Annotated in this window: 16 protein-coding genes and 1 pseudogene; 8 read left to right on the top strand and 9 right to left on the bottom strand. The window is 73.2% G+C overall.

The window, feature by feature from the left end:
- Window positions 1–30: 30 nt before the first annotated feature.
- Window positions 31–270 (bottom strand): hypothetical protein, encoded by a 240-nt coding sequence (locus ABD120_RS16860; RefSeq protein WP_343950840.1) that lies wholly within the window; start codon window positions 268–270, stop codon window positions 31–33.
- Between the two features lie 235 nt (window positions 271–505).
- Between ABD120_RS16860 and ABD120_RS16855 the strand changes: the two genes are divergently transcribed.
- Window positions 506–1,180, top strand: a complete 675-nt coding sequence (locus ABD120_RS16855; protein WP_343950839.1) for a YoaK family protein — start codon at window positions 506–508, stop codon at window positions 1,178–1,180.
- On the opposite strand, the gene ABD120_RS16850 is transcribed toward ABD120_RS16855, so the two are convergent.
- Entirely contained in the window at window positions 1,149–3,062 is a 1,914-nt protein-coding gene (locus tag ABD120_RS16850; RefSeq protein WP_343950838.1) for an APC family permease, read from the bottom strand. The genes ABD120_RS16855 and ABD120_RS16850 overlap by 32 nt on opposite strands.
- A 128-nt stretch (window positions 3,063–3,190) precedes the next feature.
- Here ABD120_RS16850 and ABD120_RS16845 point away from each other — a divergent pair, with 128 nt between their 5' ends.
- Window positions 3,191–3,355 (top strand): hypothetical protein, encoded by a 165-nt coding sequence (locus ABD120_RS16845; protein ID WP_343950837.1) that lies wholly within the window; start codon window positions 3,191–3,193, stop codon window positions 3,353–3,355.
- On the opposite strand, the pseudogene ABD120_RS16840 reads toward ABD120_RS16845, so the two are convergent.
- Window positions 3,352–3,738, bottom strand: a pseudogene (locus tag ABD120_RS16840) (LysR substrate-binding domain-containing protein); the annotation flags it as partial. The gene ABD120_RS16845 and the pseudogene ABD120_RS16840 sit on opposite strands and share 4 nt — an antisense overlap.
- Window positions 3,739–4,011: 273 nt before the next feature.
- Here ABD120_RS16840 and ABD120_RS16835 point away from each other — a divergent pair.
- Entirely contained in the window at window positions 4,012–5,211 is a 1,200-nt protein-coding gene (locus ABD120_RS16835; RefSeq protein WP_343950836.1) for an erythromycin esterase family protein, read from the top strand.
- A gap of 311 nt (window positions 5,212–5,522) precedes the next feature.
- Here ABD120_RS16835 and ABD120_RS16830 read toward each other — a convergent pair whose 3' ends face one another.
- From ABD120_RS16830 to ABD120_RS16820, 3 genes are all read right to left on the bottom strand, one after another.
- Window positions 5,523–5,951: a hypothetical protein gene (locus ABD120_RS16830; RefSeq protein WP_343950835.1), complete on the bottom strand. Its 429-nt coding sequence runs from the start codon at window positions 5,949–5,951 to the stop codon at window positions 5,523–5,525.
- A 97-nt stretch (window positions 5,952–6,048) separates the two neighbouring features.
- Window positions 6,049–6,441 (bottom strand): hypothetical protein, encoded by a 393-nt coding sequence (locus ABD120_RS16825; protein ID WP_343950834.1) that lies wholly within the window; start codon window positions 6,439–6,441, stop codon window positions 6,049–6,051.
- Between the two features lie 67 nt (window positions 6,442–6,508).
- Window positions 6,509–7,363, bottom strand: a complete 855-nt coding sequence (locus ABD120_RS16820; protein ID WP_343950833.1) for a helix-turn-helix domain-containing protein — start codon at window positions 7,361–7,363, stop codon at window positions 6,509–6,511.
- Window positions 7,364–7,445: 82 nt separating this feature from the next.
- Between ABD120_RS16820 and ABD120_RS16815 the strand changes: the two genes are divergently transcribed.
- Genes ABD120_RS16815 through ABD120_RS16805 form a run of 3 tightly spaced genes read left to right on the top strand, consistent with a single transcriptional unit; the run spans window position 7,446 to window position 9,686 of the window.
- On the top strand, window positions 7,446–7,880 hold the full coding sequence (locus tag ABD120_RS16815; protein ID WP_343950832.1) for a PPOX class F420-dependent oxidoreductase: 435 nt from the start codon (window positions 7,446–7,448) through the stop codon (window positions 7,878–7,880).
- Between the two features lie 3 nt (window positions 7,881–7,883).
- Window positions 7,884–8,894: an aldo/keto reductase gene (locus ABD120_RS16810; protein ID WP_343950831.1), complete on the top strand. Its 1,011-nt coding sequence runs from the start codon at window positions 7,884–7,886 to the stop codon at window positions 8,892–8,894.
- 30 nt (window positions 8,895–8,924) lie between these two features.
- Window positions 8,925–9,686, top strand: a complete 762-nt coding sequence (locus tag ABD120_RS16805) for a PIG-L deacetylase family protein (RefSeq protein WP_343950830.1) — start codon at window positions 8,925–8,927, stop codon at window positions 9,684–9,686.
- A gap of 29 nt (window positions 9,687–9,715) precedes the next feature.
- Here ABD120_RS16805 and ABD120_RS16800 read toward each other — a convergent pair whose 3' ends face one another.
- Together ABD120_RS16800 and ABD120_RS16795 are read right to left on the bottom strand one after the other, a co-directional pair.
- Window positions 9,716–12,187 (bottom strand): PEP/pyruvate-binding domain-containing protein, encoded by a 2,472-nt coding sequence (locus ABD120_RS16800; RefSeq protein WP_343950829.1) that lies wholly within the window; start codon window positions 12,185–12,187, stop codon window positions 9,716–9,718.
- Window positions 12,184–12,894 carry a TetR/AcrR family transcriptional regulator gene (locus ABD120_RS16795; RefSeq protein ID WP_343950828.1) on the bottom strand — a complete coding sequence of 237 codons (711 nt, stop codon included), beginning with the start codon at window positions 12,892–12,894 and terminating at the stop codon, window positions 12,184–12,186. The genes ABD120_RS16800 and ABD120_RS16795 overlap by 4 nt, the downstream gene beginning before the upstream one ends.
- A 118-nt stretch (window positions 12,895–13,012) precedes the next feature.
- On the opposite strand from ABD120_RS16795, the gene ABD120_RS16790 reads away from it, so the two are divergent.
- Window positions 13,013–13,558, top strand: coding sequence for a hypothetical protein (locus ABD120_RS16790; RefSeq protein ID WP_343950827.1), 546 nt, complete (start codon window positions 13,013–13,015; stop codon window positions 13,556–13,558).
- A gap of 74 nt (window positions 13,559–13,632) precedes the next feature.
- On the opposite strand, the gene ABD120_RS16785 is transcribed toward ABD120_RS16790, so the two are convergent.
- A complete protein-coding gene (locus ABD120_RS16785) occupies window positions 13,633–14,412 on the bottom strand; it encodes a 1-aminocyclopropane-1-carboxylate deaminase/D-cysteine desulfhydrase (RefSeq protein ID WP_343950826.1) in 780 nt (259 codons plus the stop codon).
- 43 nt (window positions 14,413–14,455) lie between these two features.
- Between ABD120_RS16785 and galK the strand changes: the two genes are divergently transcribed.
- Window positions 14,456–15,568 carry a galactokinase gene (galK, locus tag ABD120_RS16780; protein ID WP_343950825.1) on the top strand — a complete coding sequence of 371 codons (1,113 nt, stop codon included), beginning with the start codon at window positions 14,456–14,458 and terminating at the stop codon, window positions 15,566–15,568.
- Window positions 15,569–15,624: the final 56 nt, after the last annotated feature.

The following is a 15,624-nucleotide window of genomic DNA, read 5'->3' as shown; positions in this document are numbered from 1 at the left end:
ACACGCCGGCAAGAGCGCCAAGAAGGCGACTCACTCGGCCACGAAGGCGCGGGGCAGGACCGCCACCACCCGCACCGCCACGCGCACCACCTCGCGCACCACGGCGAAGCCCGTGAGCCGCACCACGGCCAAGCCCGCGAGCCGCGCCACGGCCAAGCCCATGAGCCGCGCCACGGCGAAGCCCGCGAGCCGCGCCACGGCGAAGCCAACGAGCCGGACCCGCTCGGCGAAGCCCATGAGCCGCACCCGCTCGGCCATGGCGGAGCGCACTCGCGACCAGCTCTACGCCGAGGCCAGGCGCCGCAATATCCAGGGCCGGTCGAAGATGAACAAGGCCCAGCTGATGAGGGCTCTCGGCTGATCGCGAGCCGAGTGCCGCGAACCGGACAGGGCGGTCGCCCACGACCATGGGGCGACCGCCCTGAACCCGCCCGGCTCCGACGGTGCCACCGCAGGAGCGGCCCCGTCCGCGCGGCGGGCGGGACGATCACGAGGGCCCCGTGCCGTGACCACGGCCGGAGATAGCCGCTACCCGCCCACCCTGGTCACGCTGACGCTGGTCAGCGGCTTCGTCGACGCCATCTCCTACCTCGGGCTCGGACAGGTGTTCACGGCCAACATGACCGGCAACGTGGTGGTGATCGGCTTCGCGCTGGCAGGGGCGCCGGGATTCTCCATCGAACGCTCGCTGTCGTCGCTGGCGGCGTTCCTGGCCGGCTCGGTGTGCGCGGGCCGCGCCGAACTGCGCTTTCGCGAACGGTTCCCGTCCGAGTGGCTGCGCGGCGCGCTGGCCGCCGAGGCGGCGCTGCAGGCCGTCGCCGCGGTGCTGGCCTTCGCGCTCGCCGCCGACCTGCTGCTGATCGCCGTCCTCGCCTTCGCGATGGGGCTGCGCAATGGCACGGTCCGCCGCCTGCACGTCCCCGACATGACCACGACGGTGCTGACGCAGACGCTGACCGGCCTCGCCTCGGACTCGACCCTGGCCGGAGGGGACAACCCCAGGGCCGCCCGCCGGGTGTCCTCGGTGGCCGCGATGCTGCTCGGCGCCTTCGCCGGTGCCGTGCTGGTGCGGGCGCAGGGCGTCGGCTGGGCACTGCTGGCCTGCGCGCTCATGGTGACGGCGACGGCGGCGACCTACCCGTTGGTGCTCAGCGCACGTCCACGACGTCGTACGGGATGACGAGGGGTGTCACTCCCGGGACCCGGGCCAGGTGTCGGGCGATGTGGTCGGCGGTCCACCCGTGCATCAGGCGGCCGATGACGGGCGCGTAGATCCCGTGCGGGATCAGCACGGTGACGTCGGACCCGAGGCTTGAGGCCAGCCGGGCGGCGGCGGTCGCGACCCGGCGGTCCGGGCAGTCGACCAGGTCGAGCGGCAGGCCGGTGACGCGGGTCCAGGTGCGCTGGAGCCGCTCCGCCAGTTGCCTGTCCACGGCGATGTGGGCGGCCTTGATCTGCTTGGGGCGCAGGCCCAGGCCGTACCTGAGCGCCTTGAGCGCGGCCAGGTCCACCGAGTTGACCAGGACGAGCACCGCCGTGGGCGGCCCCAGCGGCTCGGCGGGCGTGTGGAGGGCCGACAGCGCCGCGGCCTCGGCCCGGTAGCGGCGGTTGATCCGGATCAGCGCCCACACCCCGAGCGGGAAGGCCACCACGACCAGCCAGGCGCCCTCGGTGAACTTGGTCACCGCGAAGATCAGCACCACCAGCGCGCACACCATGGCGGTGACGGCCGTGAGGACGACCTTGCGGCGCCAGCCGGGCCCGCGCCCGACCCAGTGATGACGGCACAGCCCGGCCGAACCCATGGTGAAGCTGGTGAAGACGCCGATGGCGTACAGGGCGACGAGCTGCTGCACGCTGGAGCGGGTCACGAGGAGCAGCACGATCGAGACGGCGGTGAGGGCGAGGATGCCGTTGGAGAAGGCCAGCCGGTGGCCGCGCCGCGTGAGGGCGCGCGGCAGGAAGCGGTCCTCCGCGACGAAACTCGCGAGGTACGGAAAACCGGTGAACGAGGTGTTGCCGCCCGTATAGAGGATCAGCGCGGTCGCGAGCTGCACGAACACGAACACGGCGGTGCCGAGCCCGCCCTCGCCGAAGACCAGCCGGGCCTCCTGAGCGAGCACGGTGGGGCTGCCGTCGGTGTACGGCAGGGCGTGGGTGTAGTGCGCGAGCACCGCGATGCCGCCGACGAGGACGGCCAGGGTGCAGCTCATGACCGTCATGGTGGTACGCGCGTTCGGGCCGGTGGGCTCCTTGAAGGCGCCGACGCCGTTGGAGATCGCCTCCAGCCCGGTCAGCGAGGACCCGCCGTTGGCGAAGGCGCGCAACAGGATGAACAGGGACGCGCCGTACAGCAGCCCCTCCCCCGGCTGCCCCGGCGGGATGACGCCGGGCGCCGACGGGGCGTGCGGCAGGCCGCCCTCGACGAGGATACGGGCCAGCCCGGCGACGACGACCAGCCCGACGGATCCGGCGAACAGGTAGAAGGGGACGGCCAGCAGCCGCCCGGCCTCGCGGGCGCCGCGCAGGTTGAGGTAGCACATGAGGACGACGACGCCGATGGTGAGCTCGGACTTGACGGCGTCCAGGCCGTAGGCGGTGGGGCTGTCGCCGATCAGGTGGATCATCGACAGCAGGGCGTCGGTGCCCGCCGACGCCTGGACCGCGACGGTCACCGTGTAGTCGATGAGCAGGGCGACGGCCGCTACCTGGGCGACGTCGCGGCCGAAGCTCTCCCGGGCGACCACGTAGGATCCGCCCGCCTGGCTGAAGACCGTGACGAGGTCGCGGTAGGTCAGGGTGAGCAGCGCGAGCACGGCCAGCACGACCGCGGTGATCGGCATGATCAGGGCGAAGGCCGCCACCCCCACGGCCGGGACGAGGGCGACCAGGATCTGCTCGGGACCGTAGGCGGAGGAGGACACGCAGTCCGACGACAGCACGCCGAGGGCCACCCGCTTGGGCATGCGCTCGCGCCGCAACTCGGAGGTCACCAGCGGTGGCCCGAGAAGCAGGCACTTGGCCCGGTATCCGAGCCGCTCGGGCAGCGCGGCCTTGGTCATACCGTCCGCCATTCCCGGCCGCCGGACCGGCCACCCGGGGACGCCGGCAACCTTGACCACTTGATGGGCCCGCAGGGTAAGGCGCGCTTACGGAGCGGTCAGGGATTCGCCGTTGTTCCAGGCACGCCGTGCGGCTCTACCGCGAGACCAGCCCGCCCGGTGCGGGCTACCACCTCGGCGACTTCTGGAGCTCGCCGTCGGACCCGAGGCTGCACGTCCTGCGCCTGGAACCGTGGCGGGTCCAGGTGATCAGGGGCGTGGAGCTGCGCAACCGGATCTGGCAGCCGGCCTAGAGGTCCGCCGCCCGGGGCGGGTTCTCCGTGGCCGCGCGGACGAAGGCCGGCACCCGGGCCGTGGCGCCCGCGGCCCGCCAGGTCAGGCCGTACACGATCGGGCCGGCGTCCTCGAACGGCACGTACACGATGCCGGGCCGGGGGTAGAAGCGCACGCCCTGGAGAGCGGCCACGGCGACCCCGGCGTCGCGGCCGACGCTGGCGAGAAGTTCCTGCCAGGATCCGGTGGAACTCAAGCGGAAGACGGGTTTCCCGCTCGGGGTGACCGCCGGGTAGTAGTGGTCGAGCCAGTACTCCGGTGAGCCCTCGACCGTCAGCAGGACCTGGCCCGCCAGGTCTTCGAGCCGCACGCTTTGCCGGGTGGCGAAGGGGTGCCGGGTCGAGACGGCGAGCGCTGGCGAACGCCTTCGACCGCCTTCGCCTCACCGCCCGCACCGACACCGACGTCTTCCGCCACCAGCCCTGACCACCCCGCCACGGGATCGACGCGTCGGGTGGCAGGGGGCTGCCCGGGCGGTTCGGCGGGTTTCCGACGGTGTTCTCCTGGCGAACGTCCCATCTTGGGATCGACGAAAGTCGGTCCGAAGGGGAGACTTCCGGCCGACGGCCGGCGGCTCCGGCGTGGGCTACGGTGAGGCGGCGGGAGGGAGCGGGCGATGACCGACGAGGTGGTGGCGTGGCTCGCGGAGCGGGCCGTCCCCCTGCGTGACCTCACCCCCGGCCGGGGCACCGCCGATCTGGCGCCCTTCGGCGCGGCCCTCGACGGCGTCCGCGTGGCAGGGCTCGGCGAGGCCACCCACGGCAGCCGCGAGTTCTTCCTGCTCAAGCACCGGCTGCTGGAGTACCTGGTCGAGGAGCTGGGCTTCACGGTCGTGGCCATGGAGGCGAGCGAGGCCGCCGCCATGGCGATCGACGCCTACGTGCGGGGCGCTCCCGGCGACGCGGCCGCCCTGGTCGAGGGCCTGGGCTTCTGGACGTGGAGCACGGCGGAGGTCCTCGACGTCGTCGAGTGGCTGCGCCGCCACAACGCGACCGCGCGACGCAAGGTGCGTTTCATCGGTTTCGACCCGCAGCACCCCGGCGCCTCCCTGGACGCCCTGCGCACCGAACTCGGCGACGATCCGCTGCTGGCCCCGCTCGCGCCCCTCGCCACCGCCCGCATCGGCGGCGCGCCCCTCGACCCGCAGGTCGTGGCCGACGCCGTACGCCTGGAGGCGGCCCTGGCCGCCGGAGGCTCGCAGGCGGCGCGCGCCCACGCCCGGATCCTGCGCCAGCTGGCCGACCTCGCGACCCGCCCCTACGCCCACACCGACGCCGAGCGCACGCTGGCCTTCGCCCGCGACCGCCACATGGCCGACAACATCACGGCACTGCTCGACGACCCCGCCGCCAAGGTCGCCGTATGGGCGCACAACGGGCACATCGCCAAGAGCACCGTCGGCTCCACGCCGATCCCCTCCATGGGCTCGTACCTCGCCGACCGATTCGGCCCCGCCTACTACGCGCTCGGCCTGCTGTTCGCCCAAGGGGAGTTCCGCGCCCGCCGTACGCGCTTCGGCCGGGTCGACGCCGCCCGCCCGCCCGTCACGTTCACGGTGCCGCGCGCCGACAACGCCACCACGGTCGAGGCGAGGCTGTTCCGTGCCTGCCCGGACGACCACCTGGCCGACCTGCGCGGCGGCCCGCGCCCCGCGGCCGTCGAAGCGTGGCTGCGCGAACGGCTGCACCTGCGTGTGTTCGGCGCCGCCGCCTCGCGGTTCACCCACAAGTTCACCTTCGGCACCGGGGTACTCGCCGACGACTACGACGGCCTCGCCCTGGTCACCAGAACCACCGCTTCGGTCCCGCTGCCCTGACAGCCGCCCCGACGGGCGCAGGTGCGCGGGCGCACCGTGACGCGAGCAGGCGTGGCCGCCACGCGCAGGTCCGCGAACGGGCGCAGGGGTGTCGGCGGGCGCAGGGGTGTCGGCGGGCGTGAGGCACCGACGGGCACGGCAGCGCCCGGCGGGCGCGGAGGTGCCGACGGGCCGGTGATGCGGTTACCCGGTGGCGTGGCCGATGATCGCGCCGACCGGCCGCTGTGCTCTGGCCTCGGCGGGCCTCAGGAGGTGACGGGCAGCGGAGGGTGCTTCGCGGACGCTGCGAAGAGGAGGGTGCTGCCGTACGGTCACCGTTGTCCGGCCTGCGCGTGCGGACGATGGACCTGTTCGCTGTAAGGGATCGAGACGCCGCCGCCGTCGTAGGCGACCTGCAGCCGGACTCTCCCGGATTTGCCGCTGATGCGGCTCTTGTCGAGCAGGATGTCGGTGACGGTACCGATCCGTCCCGCGACCGTCACCCGGTCGCCGATGGCGAAGCGGCTCATCTGCGTGCGATCCCGGCGTACCCACATGCCGATCTCGCGCAGCACCAGCCTCCCGGGCTCGGGACGGCCGGGCTTGCGCAGTGTCGCCGACTCGGGGACCTTCCCGGAGAAGGCCACCCAGAGCTCCCAGTCGTCGCGGACGAGCGTGAGAATGGGCCCGTGGGCGTCCCGCTCGGTGACGACGTTCCAACCGCGTTGCTGCGCCTTGGTCTGTAACGCGTTCGGGTTCATTCGTGACCGCCTAGTGTGTTGACTCGTTACCCCTCCAGTACATGGCCTGGGGCATCTGATCCAAGTAAACACAAGGTCCTGTGGCGCCAAGTTCTGGTCAAGGATTCGCGGCGCCGACCCGCATTGCACCCCTTTGCAGGGGCGTGACCGAAGGCGACTGGTGTGCGTCGTCGACGAGCTCGTACCAGGGCCCGCCCAGGTGCTTCGCCTCGACGCGGCGCTCGGGGCTCCAGACGTAGCCGCGGCCGCTCCCGTCGAGATCCCGGCCCCGGTAGAAGTAGACCAGGCCGTCCTCGTTCCGTACGAGCTCGAAGGAGAGGCCGCCGATGTCCTGCTCCCGCAGTTCCTCGCCCACCTGAAGGGTACGGGCGACATCCTCCATGCCACCCGAGGAGACGGTGAAGCGCAGCTGCTCGCCCCAGACCATGCTCACGGCGGCGACGACGGACGTGACCACCACGAGCACGGCTACCAAGACCCGCTTTGACAAGGTTCCTCCTCCGCGAACCGGGTGGAACGGTCATCCTCACACAATCCGAGGGCTTCGGCGGCCGTCTTCAACGCCCCGGGCCGAGGGCGGCGGCGGTCAGTGCCTGCTCCGAAGCCCGGTCGGCAGCCTGGGCCAGGGCCTCCTCCGAGGCCCGGTCGGCGGCCAGGTAGACGAGCAGCCGCTGCTCGTCTCCGCCGGGCACCTCCAGGCTCTCGTAGGCCAGCCGCAGCTCACCGCTCCAGGGCGGAACCCACCGCTCAAGACCGCTGCGCGCGGGCAGTTCGGCCGAGCGGGCGAAGCGGGCCCCCGCCACCAGCGCGAACTCGTCGGCGAGCAACCGCGCGTACGGATCACCCAGCGCCGCGGCCGCGCGCAACTCGGCGGCCCACCGGTCGGCGACCGCCTCCCAGTCGGGGAAGACCTCCCGCGCCGCCGCGCTGGTCAGGACGAACCTGGGCAAGCTGGGCGGCCGCCCGTCGAGCAGCCCGGTGTCCCCCGCCAGCCGTCCGAACCCCTCGTTCCAGGCGAGCAGTTCCCCGACCGAGTTGACGACGGCGGCGGGCGCGGGTCCGAGCCGGTCGAGCAGCGCCCGCACGGTGGGCCGCACCTGCTGGGCGGGCGGCGTGAACCCCTGGCACACGCCGCCGGAGACCGCTTTGACCAGCCGGTGCAGGTGCACGCGGGCGCCGGTGTCCAGGCCGAGGGCGTCGGCGAGCGCGGCCAGGATCTCCGTCGAAGGACGGCGGTCACGGCCCTGCTCCAGCCGGGTCAGATACTCGACGCTGACGCCGCTGAGAGTGGCGAGCTCCGCCCTGCGCAGCCCAGGGGTGCGGCGGCGGCCGCCGTCCGGGAGGCCGGCGGCGGCCGGAGTGACGGCCTCACGTCGGGCGCGGAGGAACGCGCCGAGCTCGTTGTCGCCCATATCCGGATTCTAGGGTGGCCCTGCCGGGGACAGCCTCACGCCGGTCTCCCCGGATCCCGGCGGCCGGGCCAGGCTCGTCGCCATGAGTGTCTTCACCGAAGGCGAGATCGCCTATCTGACCGGCCAGCCGCTGGGCCGCTTCGCCACCGTCGACGCCAAGGGCCGGCCGTCCGCGCGGCCTGTGGGCGTCGTCTTCGACCCGGCCGCCGACGCCCTCGTGGTCGGCGGGGTCACCGGGTCGAACATGGCGGGCAGCAAGAAGTTCCGCGACGTGCTGGTCAACCCGGACGTCTCGTTCGTCGTCGACGACCTCGCCTCCGTGGACCCGTGGCTGCCGCGCGGCGTCGAGGTGCGCGGGGTCGCGGAGACCTTCCTCGACGGCGGTGTGGAGGAGGGGCTGCGGCTCGGGGCGCCCTTCCCGTTCGAACCGGCCTGGATCCGGATCCGGCCCCGGCGCATCGTGTCGTGGGGCCTGACCGGGGACGCCTTCGCGAACGAGGCGCGGGAGGTGATCTGAGCCGTGCGCTACCGGGTGCTGGGCCGTACCGGGCTGCGGGTCTCCGAGTTGTTCTTCGGCGCGATGGGCTTCTACCGGCGCGGCGAGAACCTGCCGGAGTACGCGGCCATGATCGAGGCGTACGCGGAGGCGGGCGGCAACGTCATCGACACCGCCTCGGCCTACGGCGACAGCGAGGACGTGCTGGGCGAGGTGCTCGGGGCGCGGCGGGACTGGTTCGTGCTGGCCACGAAGTACACGCTGACCCGTGACCGCGACGACCCCAACGCCTCGGGCAACCACCGCAAGAACCTGGTCCGCTCGCTGGAGCGGAGCCTGCGGCGGCTGCGCACCGACTACGTGGACCTGTACTGGGTCCACGTCTGGGATCGGCACACGCCGGTCGAGGAGACGATGCGGGCGCTGGACGACGTCGTCAGGGCGGGCAAGGTGCTGCACGTGGGCGTCTCGGACGCCCCGGCGTGGGTGGTCAGCCGGGCGAACACGCTGGCCGAGTGGCGTGGGTGGACGCCGTTCGCGGGACTGCAGGTGCCGTACAACGTGCTGCGGCGCGACGCCGAGCGGGAGCTGCTGCCGATGGCCGCGGCGTCCGGGATGAGCGTGGCGGCGTGGGGGCCGCTGGCGGGCGGGATCCTGTCCGGGGCGCACACCGGGGACGGCACGCGGGGCGAGGCGCGGGGCGGGGGCACGCGCGTCGATCCGGCGACGCTCACCGAGCGCGACCACGCGGCGGCGCGGGCCGTCCAGGAGGTCGCGGCCGAGCTGGGGGCGACGCCCGCGCAGACCGCGCTGGCCTGGACGCGGGCGAGGTCGGCGGCCGTGCATCCGATCGTCGGCGCGAGCGGCCTCGCCCAGCTCAAGGAGAACCTGGGGGCGGCCGGGCTCGACCTGCCGGCGGCGGCCGTCGAGCGGCTCGACGCGGCGGCGGACTTCGAGCTCGGTTTCCCCGGCGACTTCATCGCCGAGTGCGAGAACTCGCCCTTCGTGTTCGGCGACCGCAGAATCACCCGCTGAACCGACCGGAACGCCCTATGCTGCCCCACCATGACCTTCACCGTGTTGAGTGTGCTCGCCCATCCGGACGACGAGGCGATCTGGTGCGGCGGCACCCTCGCGAAGTACGCCGACGCCGGGGCGAGGACCGCCGTGGTCGACTGTACGTGGGCCGAGGGCACGGTGCGCGCGGGCGAGCTTGAGCGCTCGCTCGGCATCCTGGGCGCTCAGCCGCCCCGCCTGCTGGGGTATGCCGACGCCCGTGACCCGGACTCCGCGCCCGGCGCCCCGCGCTTCGTGGACGTACCGCTGGAGGAGTCGGTGGGCCGGGTCGTCGGCCACATCCGCGAGCTGCGGCCGGACGCGGTGATCACCTTCGACGCGAACGGTTCCTCCGGCCACCCCGATCACGTGCACGCCCACCGGGTCACGCTGGCGGCGGTGGAGGCCGCCGCCCACGGCCAGATGTTCCGCGACGCGGGTGCGCCGTGGCGCACCCAGGCGCTCTACCTGGCGACGCTGCCGCTGTCTGTGGTGCGCGCCCAGTGGGAGGCGGTGCTGGGCTCGCCGCCGGAGCCCGGCCAGTCGCTTCCCGGCACCCCCGACGAGCATGTGACCACCCGCATCGACATCGCGAAGTGGGGAGAGCGCAAGTACCGGGCGATGCTCGCCCACGAGTCGGAGGCCGCGCGGGGTGCGTCGCTGTCGCTCCTGCTCAACCTGCCGGAGGAGGCGCGCGCGCTGCTGCTGTCCAACGAGTGGTACGTCCGGGTCGGCCACCGGGGCCCGGCAGAGGACGCCCTGACCGGGTGAGGCCCCCGGGCCCCACCCGGTCAGGGCGGTCAGGAAAGCACCTCGACCACGCCACGCGCCCCGTCCACCCGTACGGCGGCGCCGTCCCGGATGCGGACGGTGGCGTTGCCGGTGCCGACGACGGCGGGGATGCCGAGTTCCCGCGCCACGATGGAGGCGTGCGACAGCGGCGCCCCCATGTCGGTGACGACGGCGGCGGCGCGCGGGAACATGGGCGTCCACCCGATGTTGGTGAGCGTGGTGACGAGGATCTCGCCCGGCAGCAGCCGGTGGCCGTCCTCCGGCCCGGCCAGCACCCTGGCGGTGCCCTCGACGACGCCGGGTGCCCCGGGAAAGCCCTGGACGGTGTCGGAGACCGGCACGGCGCTCCCCCGCTCGTCGTAGAGGTCGAGGCGGCGGTCGGGCGAGGCCGCCCAGCGCACGGGGTCGAAGGCGCCGACGATGAGCATCGGGTACATGGGCAGCGCGGCGTACCCGTCGTAGGTGGCGCGCCGGACCGGGATGCGCTCGACCGGCGCGGGAGCGCCGCGCAGCAGGGCGAGGATCTCCTCGATCGACAGGAAGAACACGTCGTCGCCGAGGCCGGTCAGCTCGCCCGCGCGCAGGACGAAGGCACGCATCGCCCAGAACGATCGCATGTTCTCCGACCGGGTGCTCTCGCGGTCGCGCACGATGGCGTTCCACCGCCTGACCTGCTCGCGCATCCGGCCGCCCTTGCCCGGGTGGCGCTGGTCGAAGCGCCGCCAGGCGGCCTCGCGGGCCTCCCGCTGGCGCTCGATCAGCCCGGTCAGCTCGTCCCCCGCCCTGGGACCGGCTTCGGCGAGCTGCCTGTCGATCCAGGCTGGGTCCTCGCCGGGACGCGGCAGGCTGACCTCGAACTCGTGGGCGCCCCGGTGACCGTACTCGCGGGCGAAGGCGTCCCTGTCGATCTCGCCTCTGGCCAGCCGCTCCAGGCCGACGATCGGGCCCATGCTGGCCAGTTCACCGTCGGCGTTGGCGCCGGTGAGCATGGCCTCGGCGTCGCTCTCGCCCACCATCTTGGTGAGCTTTTCGCGGGTCATCGTGAGCGCGGCGCCGCCCTGCCTGCCCGCCGCCTCCAGCATCTGGCAGGTCTCCACGACGAACGGCAGCAGTTCCCGGTCCCAGAGGCGGGCGAGTTCCCCTCGGGTGGCGGCGCTGCCGGCCCGCTCGCGCAGGGCGTCGCAGCGCTGCCGGGCGGTCTGGAGGAACGGGCGCATCCGCTTGAGGTTCCCGGCGACGCGCCTGCGCACGCGCACCGCCATCGGCAGCATCTTCCGCAGGAGCGTCCAGCGCGAGTCCGGCAGCAGCGGTACGTCGAGACCGGGCGGGATCCGCCCGAAGACCTGCTCGATCACCGACAGCCTGCCACCCATGCCGAACGCCTTGGCCGCGGAGACCGCGATGCTGAGGTTCATGTAGAAGCGCCCGCCGATGTTGCCGACGAGCTTGTGTCCGGGCATCTGGGCCACGGACATGGCCTCGTTGATGAAGATCTTGACCAGGGACCAGGTGACGGGGGTCATCACGTCGGGGATGGCCTCGCCGAGGTTGCCGCTGCTCCACAGGTAGCGGCCGTCGCGGCTGTCGTTCCACTCCTCCCGTTCCCTGACCAGGCCGGTGATCGGGCGGGCCTGGACGATCAGCAGGTCGGTGCCGCGCCGTACCCACTCGATGTCCATGGGGCGGTCGTACAGGCGCTCGATCTCCTGGCCGAGCGCGGCCAGGCGCAGCACCTCGGCGTCGGTGAGGACGCGGGCGCGGCGCAGGTGCGCGGGCACCGGCTCCTCGCGGGTGCCCGCGGGGGCGCGCACGGTCATCACGGCCTTGTCGGCGACGGTGTAGGCGCGCACGGCGCCGTCCGCCGCCGTGGCGGTGTCGGGGGTGACGTCGCCGCCCACGACGGCCTCGCCGAGTCCCCATGCGGCGTTGACGACGCTCCGGCCGGTGTCGCCGCTGATCGGGTCGGCGGTGAACAGCACCCCTGCCGCGTCGGCGTCGACGAGTTCCTGCACCACGACGGCGAGCGCGACGTCCTCCTCCGGTACACCGTTGCGCTCGCGGTAGGCGACGGCGCGCGGGTTCCACAGGGAGGCCCAGCAGCGGCGGACCGCGTCGAGCAGACCGTCGCGGCGGATGTCGAGGTAACTGTCCTGCTGCCCGGCGAAGGACATCTCGGGCAGGTCCTCGGCGGTGGCCGAGCTGCGCACCGCGACGGGCACGTCGTCGCCGAGGGCGGCGTGCGCGGCCAGGATCTCGGCGGCGAGGTCGGCGGGGATCTCGTGGGCGGCGAACAGTTCCTGGGCGTCGCCCGTGCCGAGCCGGTCGCGGAAGGGGGCGGTGAAGGCGCGGTAGGCGCCGGTGGTGATGTGGAAACCCGGCGGCACCGGCAGTCCGGCCCGGGACAGGCGGGCCAGGGACGCGCCCTTGCCACCGGCCGTGGCGAGGTCGGCGGACGGATCGTCGAGCGGAATGACCTTCATCCTGTTCCTCCTTCGAGGACGTCCTCAAGTTTGCGGCGGGCGGTTTCGACCGCTTCGCCGAGGTAGACGCGGACGGCGTCGGCGACCGCCGCCGTGTCCGGCGCGTCGGGCGCGGTGTCCGGCGCGACGGTCCGCCGTACGGTCTCCGCGACCAGGTGGGCCAGGCGCGGGTCGGCCAGCCGGTACGGCTCGGCCGCCGTCTCTCCCATCAGGAGGTAGCCGTAGAGCACCGACGAGACGATGGTGACCAGTTCGGCGGGCGACAGGTCGCGGCGGAGCACGCCGAGGTCCTGCAGCCGGCCCATCAGCCGGGCGAAGCCCTCGTCGAAGCCGCCGGGCGTCCTGTCGCGCTTGAGCCGGGCCAGTTTGCCGAGCACCTGGGAGTCCGACAGCAGCACCGCGCGCATCAGCGGCAGCCGCAGGGTGGCGGCCGTGACGGCGTGGACGAGTTCGTCCAGGGTGCGCGGGTCCTGCTCGACCACCTCGGTCAGCATGCGGGTCCGCTCGCGCCGCAGCAGCGCGACGAAGAGCTGGTCGCGGGTATTCCAGTGCAGGTAGATGGTGCCTTTGGCGACCTCTGCGGCGCGGGCGACGTCCTCGATCGTGGTCTTGTCGTAGCCCCAGCGCAGGACGAGGTCGGCCGAGGCGTCGAGGACGCGGTGGGCGCGTTCGCGGATGCGGGTGGGGTCGGCGGGGGGGCGGGCCATTCACTTCCCAGTTTCTTGACCGAATGACTTCATCCGGTCAAACAATAACTGAAATCCTGTGGTCTCGACAGCCCCGTCGCACCGGCGGCGCAGGCCGCCGGGCCGTACGGTGGGACACATGAGCAAGGCGTTCTGGATCGACCAGGACTTCGACCGTGAGCGCGATGGGCGCTACGCGGTCCACGTGCGCAAGAACCTGGCGGAGTTCGACTGGGGCGACATCGCGCCGGTGCGTTTCGCCTGCGCGGCCTGGCGGCTTGCGGTCCCGCCGTCGCTGTCGCCCGGCTACGTGCGCTGGGACCGGCGCGTCCTCGACGCGGCCTGCGAGCGCAACACCTGGGACGGCACCCTGCTGGCGCGGGTCAGACTGGTCTCCCCGCTGCCCGAGCAGCTCACCCGCTCGCGGACGTGGTGGCGCGACCGGGGCTGGCAGGGCTGGCAGGAGCTGTTCGGCCAGTACGTCGAACCGTCCCAGCAGGATCTCGCCCGCAATCCGTTCCTGCGTGCCACCCTCCTCGTCGAGGTGCCGGTGCCGCTGGCCGAGCTGCCGCCGGAGCCGGAGGGCCCGCACGACCGGGTCGAGGAGAGCGCGCAGCGGGCGGTGACGGTGCTGGCGCGCGAACTCAGCGCGGCGCTCGACCCGATCCTCGACCAGCTCCCTTGACCGGTCACGACCAGCCGATCACGACCAGCCGATCACAACCGGCCGATCACAACCGGCCGATCACAACCGGCCGATCACGACCAGCCCGTCACGACCGCCACGACGCGGGCCCCCTGGGGGAAACCGCCGCGCCGGGCCCGGTCGAGCACGCCGTAGAGCATCTTGGCCACGTACACCCTTTCGAGGCCGTACCGCGCGGCGAAGGCGTCGAGCTCCGGCGTCGTGCGCGCGTACCCGCCGAAATGGTGGGCGAGATCGAGGTCCCAGTTGTCCCACACCCGGCCGTACGCCTCGCGCTGGAGCCGCGCCACCTCCCCGGCCAGGAAGCCCGCGCCCCTGAGCACGGCCACGCCGAGCGCCCGCCGGCCCGGCGCGAGCCCCGCCGAGAGACCGGCCAGGGTGCCCCCCGTGCCGACCGGGCAGCAGATCACGTCGTAGTCCTCGGCGATCTCGCCCGGCAGTTCGGCGCAGCCGCGTACGGCGGCGGCATTGCTGCCGCCCTCCGGCAGGACCGCCGCCTCGCCCCAGCGCTCGCGCAGCCGCTCCAGCACCTCCGGCGTGTGCTTGCGCCGGTAGGAGGCCCGGTCGAGGTAGTCGAGGCGCATCCCGCACCCGGCCGCGAACGCGAGGGACGGGTTGAGCGGCAGGTGCTCCTCCCCCCTGATCACGCCGATCGTCTCGATGCCGCGCTCGCGCCCGGCCGCCGCCAGCGCCCTGATGTGGTTGGAGTAGGCCCCGCCGAAGGTCAGGATGCGGCGGTGGCCGAGGTTGTACTTGAGCTTGCGCGGCTTGTTGTCGTCGGGCTTGAGGAAGACGCGGACCGAACCCAGGGCCGGATCCCGGAGCTCCTGCATGCCGCTAGTCTACGGACGGAACTTTGTTGAGGAGTGTGTGGTCATGCGGGCAATTGAAGCTTTCCGAGCGGCTTTCGGGGCTGACCCCGCGACCGTCTGGCACGCCCCCGGGCGCGTCAACCTCATCGGCGAGCACACCGACTACAACGACGGTTTCGTCCTGCCGTTCGCGGTGCCGTGGGGCGTCACGGCCGCCGTCAGCCCGCGCGCCGACGGCGTGATCCGCATCCTGTCCGCGCAGGTGCCGGACCAACCTCAGGTCTACGCCCGGCCCTCGGACTCCGAGGGCTGGACCAGGTACGCCGTCGGCGTGCTCGCCCTGCTCGGCGACCGGGTCAGGGGCGCCGACATCGCCGTCGACGGCGACGTGCCCCAGGGCGCCGGGCTCAGCTCCAGCGCCGCGCTGGAGGTCTCGGTCGCCTCGGCCGTCAACGAGGTGTACGGCCTCGGCCTGACCCCGATGGAGATCGCGCTGCTCGGGCAGAAGGCGGAGAACGACTTCGTCGGTATGCCGTGCGGCATCATGGACCAGGCCGCGTCGGCGCTGTCGGTCGAGGGGCACGCGCTCTTCCTCGACTGCCGCTCGCTCGGCTCGCGCGCCATCCCGCTCGACCTGGCCGCCCAGGGGCTGGGCATCCTCATCATCGACACCCGCGCCCACCACGAACTCGCCGACGGCCAGTACGCCAAGCGCCGCGCCGACTGCGAGTCGGCCGCCCGCACCCTCGGGGTGCCCGCGCTGCGCGACGTCACCGACCTGGCCGACGCGCTGTCCCGGCTGTCGGGGGACGAGCGCAAGCGCACCATGCACGTCGTCACGGAGAACCACCGCGTCGAGGCGCTCGTCGGGCTGCTGCGCGCCGGGAAGGCCACCGAGATCGGGTCGCTGCTGAACGCCTCGCACCTGTCGTTGCGCGATCAGTTCGAGGTGACCGTACCCGAGTTGGACGTGGCCGTGGAGGCGGCGGTCAGGGGCGGGGCCCGGGGGGCGCGCATGACGGGCGGCGGGTTCGGCGGGTCGGTGATCGCGCTGGTGCCCGAGGGCCGACTGTCCTCGGTGGAGGCGGCGGTGGCGGCGGCCTACGCCGAGCGCGGCTGGGCGGAGCCGCGCTTCCTGCCCGCGACGCCCGCCCGAGGCGCCCACAAACGCGCCTGACCCACGGCGGCACGACCGACCGGCGGAACGACGGCCGCGCCCGCTCCTGGGCGGGG

It is taken from the genome of Nonomuraea longicatena (genome assembly GCF_039525605.1).
Classification (GTDB): domain Bacteria; phylum Actinomycetota; class Actinomycetes; order Streptosporangiales; family Streptosporangiaceae; genus Nonomuraea; species Nonomuraea longicatena.
The sequence above is the reverse complement of the archived record's forward strand: the minus strand, read 5'-3'. Positions and strand labels throughout refer to the sequence as shown.